Origin of the sequence: Candidatus Sulfotelmatobacter sp. (assembly GCA_035498555.1) — a bacterium.
Lineage (GTDB): Bacteria > Eisenbacteria > RBG-16-71-46 > RBG-16-71-46 > RBG-16-71-46 > DATKAB01.
The window spans coordinates 1-6146 of record DATKAB010000071.1; the positions used below are offsets into that span (position 1 = coordinate 1).

The 6146-nt window shown below is 71.2% G+C and carries 5 protein-coding genes; all 5 read right to left on the bottom strand.

The genetic code is table 11. From position 1 onward, the window contains the following. Nucleotides 1-455 (bottom strand): hypothetical protein (locus VMJ70_06365; protein ID HTO90739.1); only part of this gene is annotated, 455 nt, incomplete at its 3' end. A gap of 13 nt (nt 456-468) precedes the next feature. After that, nucleotides 469-1485 (bottom strand): ornithine carbamoyltransferase, encoded by a 1017-nt coding sequence (argF, locus tag VMJ70_06370; protein ID HTO90740.1) that lies wholly within the window; start codon nt 1483-1485, stop codon nt 469-471. 17 nt (nt 1486-1502) lie between these two features. After that, complete coding sequence (argH, locus tag VMJ70_06375; protein HTO90741.1) at nt 1503-3689, bottom strand: argininosuccinate lyase; 2187 nt, start codon at nt 3687-3689, stop codon at nt 1503-1505. Beyond that, the gene (locus VMJ70_06380) at nt 3682-4917 is read right to left on the bottom strand and encodes an argininosuccinate synthase (protein ID HTO90742.1); all 1236 of its coding nucleotides are present in this window, start codon (nt 4915-4917) and stop codon (nt 3682-3684) included. The genes argH and VMJ70_06380 overlap by 8 nt, the downstream gene beginning before the upstream one ends. After that, on the bottom strand, nt 4914-6146 hold a 1233-nt coding region (locus VMJ70_06385; protein HTO90743.1), incomplete at its 5' end, for an aspartate aminotransferase family protein. The genes VMJ70_06380 and VMJ70_06385, both read right to left, overlap by 4 nt.

Consider the following 6146-nt stretch of genomic DNA (forward strand, 5'->3'; position numbering starts at 1 on the left):
GCGGGAATCGCGGGGCGGAACGCCTCGTAGAGGTCGTAGGCACGCGCGGCCAATTCCCTGGGCGTGAACGAGCCCGCCAGTTTCTTCATCGCGTGCTCGGCGGCATCCAGCGAGTCGCCGAATTTGGAAGCGAGATAGCGCTGCACCGCTGCCGGCGAGTCGGCTTCGCCATCCCTGGCGGCGCGCAACCCCTGCGTCGTGTGCACCACCGGTACCGCGCGGCCCAGCAGCTCGACCTGCTCCATCCGGCTGGCGGCTTTCTTCCGTTGCGCGGCTTCGCCGGGCTTCGGCGCCTCGTAGATGCCCAGGCGCCGGCCCTTCGATTGCGCGTTCAGTCCCGCCACCGCGCGCCCGAGCGTCAGGGCCTCGTCCCGGTCGAAGCCGAGCCGCTCGGCGACCACGGCCGCCCACAGCGTGAGCACCGGCGCTCGATTGATGGTGATGGGCGGCGTCATGGGAGCACCGATTCTAGTGCTCCAGCAGAATGCCCTCCACCCGCCGCGCCACGCCATTCCGCGCGGCCGCGCCGTTCGCCTGCGCCGGCTCGCTGCGCGGATGGAGTGCCGCGTTGCGCGTCACCAGCTCGGCCATCAGCGCCTTCTGGAGGTGCAGGCGATTCTCGGCCTGCTCGATCACGATGGACTGCGGGCCGTCGATCACGTCGGGCGTCACTTCCTCACCGCGATGCGCGGGCAGGCAGTGCATGAACAGCGCGTCGGGCCTGGCCTGGCGCATCAGCCCCTCGTTCACCTGATAGCCGGCGAACGCCACGCGCCGCCACTCGCTCTCGGCTTCCTGGCCCATGCTGGTCCAGGTGTCGGTGTAGATGACGTCGGCGCCGATTGCGGCCTCGCGCGGCTCGCGGAACCGCCGGACGCGGCCGCGCCGCTCGGCCGCGAGGAACAGGCCGGCGTCGGGCTCGAATCCATCCGGCACCGCGATGTGGAGCGTGAAGTCGAAGATGGTTGCGGCCTCGAGCCACGAATGCAGCACGTTGTTGCCGTCGCCGATCCACGCGATGGTCAGACGATCGAGCGCTCGCCCCACGCGCTTCAGGGTGTAGAGGTCGGCCAGGATCTGGCAGGGGTGCGAAAAATCGGTGAGCGCGTTGATCACCGGCACCGAGGCGTGCTCGGCGAGCCCGCGTACCAGCCGGTGTTCGAAGGTGCGCGCCACGATCAGATCGCACATCCCGGACAGCACGCGCGACACGTCGGCGACGCTCTCGCGCCCATTCTCAGAGACCTCGGCGGCGCCGAGATCGATGGCGTCGCCGCCCAGTTCGTGCATGCCGACCGTGAACGACACCCGCGTGCGCAGCGAGGGCTTGTGAAAGACCAGCGCCGCGGTCTTGCCGGCCAGCGGGCGCGGTGCGGTGCGCCTGCCACGCACGCCACGCAGGCGATCGGCCTCGACGAACAGGTGCTCGACCCAGTCCCGCTCGAGTCCGAGCAGGTCCACCAGGTGCAGGGGCGCGTCTTTCATTTCTTCTTCGTCCTCCTTCAGGAGACGATCGGCAACTCCGACGGCGACGAGGGGTCCGTCGCCGGCGGCGGAATCGGCAGCGTCCACGACCGGCCCGCGCGCTCGGCAGCTTCCGTCGCGCCCGGAACCAGATCGCAGACCACCGCCACTTCATCGCACGCGTGACGCCGCGGACAGCGCACGCAATCGGTCCACACCTTGCGCGGCAGGTTCTCGCGCGAATGCACGGTGAACCCGCAGCGCTCGAAGAACTCGACCTCGCGCGTGAGCGCGATGACGCGCGGCAGGTTCAGCTCGCGCGCGTCGTTCAGCACGCGGCGCACCAGCGCCGCGCCGAGCCCGGCGCCGTGATGATCGGGGCGCACCGCCAGCGAGCGCACCTCGCCGAGGTCGCCCCACAACAGGCGTAGCGCGGCGCAGGCCACGACCTCGGGCGCGCCGCCGTTCGAGGGCTCGCGCATGACGACGTGGAATTCGCGCACGCACTGGTACAGCTCGCTGACTGGGCGCGGCAGGAGCACGCCCTGCATGACGTAATCGGCCATCACGCCGGCGATGCCGGGCACGTCGTCGGGCCGCGCGCGGCGCATGAGCAGGCCGGGAGCGAGGGATTCGGACTCGGCGTGAGTTGCGTTCGCCGGAGCCGGCGGCAGGGGAGGTCCTTCTCCGGGCCGCCCGGAGGCGGGCGTAGCCAGGATGGCGGAGCCCGCCGAGGAAGAGCTCGGCGGAGGCTGGAAGCCGGAGCCGCGCGTGCCCGGTGAAGGAGCCTCCCCAGAGCCGGCGACGCCGGGGCGCAGCCTACTGTCCCCGCCGTCCTCCTCATCGACTCCCGGACCGATGCCCAGCCGGCCCTCCGCGCGCGCGATCTGCTTCGCCACCGCGAGCGGGCCCGTGCCGGGCTCGCGATTGCGGCGCGCGAGCGCGGTCTCGACCGACAGCGCCGCGAGCTGCGCGTCGGTGAAGTGCGGCGAGAGCGCGAGGCGATCCGGGAGCGGCAGCGCGCTCGGCGTGGCGTTGGCCTGCTCGGCCGCGGCCCACAGTTTGCTGACCGCCGCGTGCGCGTCGCGGAACGGAACGCCCTGCTCGACCAGCGCGTCGGCCAGCTCGACCGCGAGCAGATCGGGCGTGAGCGTCGCGCTCATGCGCTCGGGGCGCGCGCGCAGCGCCGTGATCGCGCCGGGCAGCGCGTCGAGAAGCGCGGTCAGTGTGTCGCCGGTGTCGAACACCGCTTCCTTGTCCTCCTGCAGATCCTTCTGATAGCCGGAGGGCAGGCCCTTGAGGATCACCGCCAGGCGCTCGGCGTTGCCGATCAGGCGGCCGCACTTGGCGCGCATCAGCTCGAACAGATCGGGATTGCGCTTCTGCGGCATCAGGCTCGAGCCGGTCGAGAATCCCGGCGGCGCCGTGAACCAGCCGAAGCCCGGCGAGCACCACAGCACCAGATCCTCGGCGAGCCGTGAGAGATGGATGCCGAGCTGGGCGGCGGCCTGCAGGTATTCGAGCGCGAAGTCGCGATCGCCCACCGCGTCCAGGCTGTTGGCGGCGACGCGGCTGAAGCCGAGGCGCGTCGCCAGCCCCGCGCGGTCGTATTCGAGCGGCGTCCCCGCGATCGCCGAGGCGCCGAGCGGCATGCGATCGGCCGCCTCGGCCGCCGACATGAAGCGCTCTTCGTCGCGCGCCAGGGCCTCGACGTGCGCCATCCACCAGTGCGCCATCAACACCGGCTGCGCCGGCTGCAGATGCGTGTAGGCCGCGACCGCCTGATCTCCGGCGGCCTTCGCCTGACGCACGATCGCGCGCTCGAGCTCCCTCACGTGCTCGATCGCCTGAGCGCACAGCGCCATCACCCGCATGCGAAGCAGCGTCGCCACCTGATCGTTGCGGCTGCGCCCGGTATGGAGCCGGCGCGCCGGATCACCGCAGCGCGCGACGAGCTGGGCTTCGACCGCCGAGTGCACGTCTTCGCCCTCGAGCCGGATCGCGCCGCTCGAGAGCTCGTGCTCGAGCGCGTCGCAGGCGGTGAGCAGCGACTGCAGCTCCTCGGCGCTCAACACCCCGCTCTCGCGCAGCGCGTGCGCGTAGGCGCGCGAGAGCTGGAGCTCCTCGGTCCACAGCCGCGAGTCGAACGGCAGCGAGTCGTTGAGCTGCTTCGCCCGCGGATCGAGGCCTTCGGCGATCCGTCCGCCCCAGACGGGGTTAGCCATTCGTGGTCGCCTCGGCCGGCTCCGGAGCTTCCTGGCCCCGCCGCGCCGCGGTCGCGAGCGGCAGGCCGAACAGCTTGATGAAGCCGCGCGAGTCGTGGGCGTCGTAGCCGGTCATGTCGAACGACGCGAGATCCGGGCGGTAGAGCGACTGGGCGCTGCTGCGCCCAATGGCGCGCGCCTGGCCATGGAAGAGCTCGATCGTAACCTCGCCGGAGGCCACCTGCAGCGCGGTATCGACGAATGCCTGGAGCGCGCGACGGAGCGGCGAGAACCACAGGCCGTTGTAGATCAGGTCCGCCATGCGGGTGCTGAGCTCCTGGCGCGTGCGGTAGAGATCGTGCGGCAGCACCAGGCGGCACAGATCCTCGAGCGCCGCGTACAGCACCGTGCCGCCCGGCGTCTCGTAGACCCCGCGCGACTTCATGCCGATCAGCCGGCTCTCGACCAGATCCACGCGCCCGACGCCGTGGCGCGCCGCCGCGGCATTGAGTGTCTCGAGCAGCTCGACCGGGCCGAGGGGGCGTCCGTTCACGCGCGTGGGCCGCCCGCTCTCGAAGCCGATGGTGAGTTTCTCGGGCGAGGCCGGCTGGCGGTCGGCCGAGGCGGTGAGCCGATACATGCTCTCGGGTGGCGCCTGCGCCGGATCCTCGAGCGGGCCGCCCTCGTGGCTCAGGTGCCAGAGATTGCCGTCGCGCGAGAACAGATCGTCTTTTTTCGCCAGCACCGTCACGCCGTGTTTCTCGGCGTAGTCGAGCGCGTCCTCACGCGAGACGATGTCCCACTCGCGCCACGGCGCGATCACGGCGAGCTGGGGCGCCAGCGCCAGATAGGTCAGCTCGAAGCGCACCTGGTCGTTGCCCTTGCCGGTGCAGCCGTGGGCGAGCGCGTCGGCGCCCTGGGCTTCGGCGCACGCCACCTGGCGCGCCGCGATCAGCGGGCGCGCGAGCGAGGTGCCGAGCAGGTACTTGTCCTCGTAGATCGCTCCGGCGCGCAGCGCCGGGAAGCAGAAGTCGCGCACGAACGGCACCCGCAAGTCTTCCACCACCACGCCGTCGGCGCCGCTCTTCCTGGCGCGCGCTTCGAGGCCATCGAGTTCCGCTCCCTGACCGACGTCGGAGCAGTAGCAGATCACCTCGCAGCCATAGTTCTCCTTGAGCCAGGGCACGATGATGCTGGTGTCGAGACCGCCGGAATAGGCGAGCACCGCGCGCTTCACCGACTTCTTCATGCGTTCTCCTTGCGGGCCTCGAGGGCGGCGAGCGCGCGGTCGAGCTTCTCGACCGCCTCGGCGATCTCGTCCTCGGTGACGTTGAGTGGCGGAAGCAGACGCGCCGCCCGCTCGCCGCCGCGAACCAGGAGCAGCCCTTCGTTGCGGGCGGCGGCGATCAGAGCCGGCGCGTCATAGGGGGCGTCGGCGCGCACTTCGACCGCGCGCAGCAGGCCGAGCCCGCGCGCCTCGGCGAGCGTCGCGTGCTTCGCGGTGAGCGTGGCGAGCGCCGCTTCGAGCTGCCGCGCCCGCTTGCGCACGCGCGCCAGGAATGAAGGCTTCTTCGCCTGCTCGAGCACCCACAGGCCGGCGCTGGTCACGACCGGACCACCGCCGAAGGTGCAGCCGTGCATGCCGGGCTTGAGCGAGGCGGCGATCTCGTTGGTCATCAGCACCGCGCCGAGCGGCAGGCCGCCGCCGATCGCCTTGCTGAGCACGGTGAGATCGGCGCGCACGCCGTAGTGCTCGGCGGCGAGCAGCCGGCCGCTGCGGCCCATGCCGCACTGGATCTCGTCGAGGATCAGCGGCACGCCCAACGCCGAGCAGCGCGCGCGCAGCGCCTGCAGGAATTCGCGAGTGGCCGGCACCGCGCCCGATTCGCCCTGTATCGGCTCGACGATCACCGCCGCCAGCGAATCGTCCATCACCGCGGCCAGTCCACCGATGTCGTTGAAGTCGGCGAAGCGCACCCCGGGGATCAGCGGCTCGAAGGGCTCGCGGTAGGGCGGATTCCAGGTGACGCTGAGCGCGAATCCGGTGCGGCCATGGAAGCCGCCACGAAACGCGAGCAGGTTGCGGCCGGCGCGGCCGCGAACGTGCGCATGCGCGCGCGCGAACTTGAGCGCGGTCTCGACGCCTTCGGTGCCGCTGTTGCAGAAGAACACCTGATCGAAGCCGGTGGCTTGGGTGAGCGCCTTCGCCAGCGCGATCGCCGGCGGGTTGGCGAACAGGTTCGAGGCGTGGACCAGCGACTTCATCTGCTTCGACACTACGCGCTGCAGACCACGCGGCGCGTGGCCGAAGGCGTTGACAGCGATGCCGCTCACGAAATCCAGATACTCGCGGCCTTCGCGATCGCGCACGCGCGCGCCGCGGCCTTCCACCACTTCGAGTCGCGGCAGTGGATAGAGCGGTGCGAACAGCCCGAGCTCGGCTTCGGCCATGGCGCCGGCAGCGTTCTGCCCCGGCGC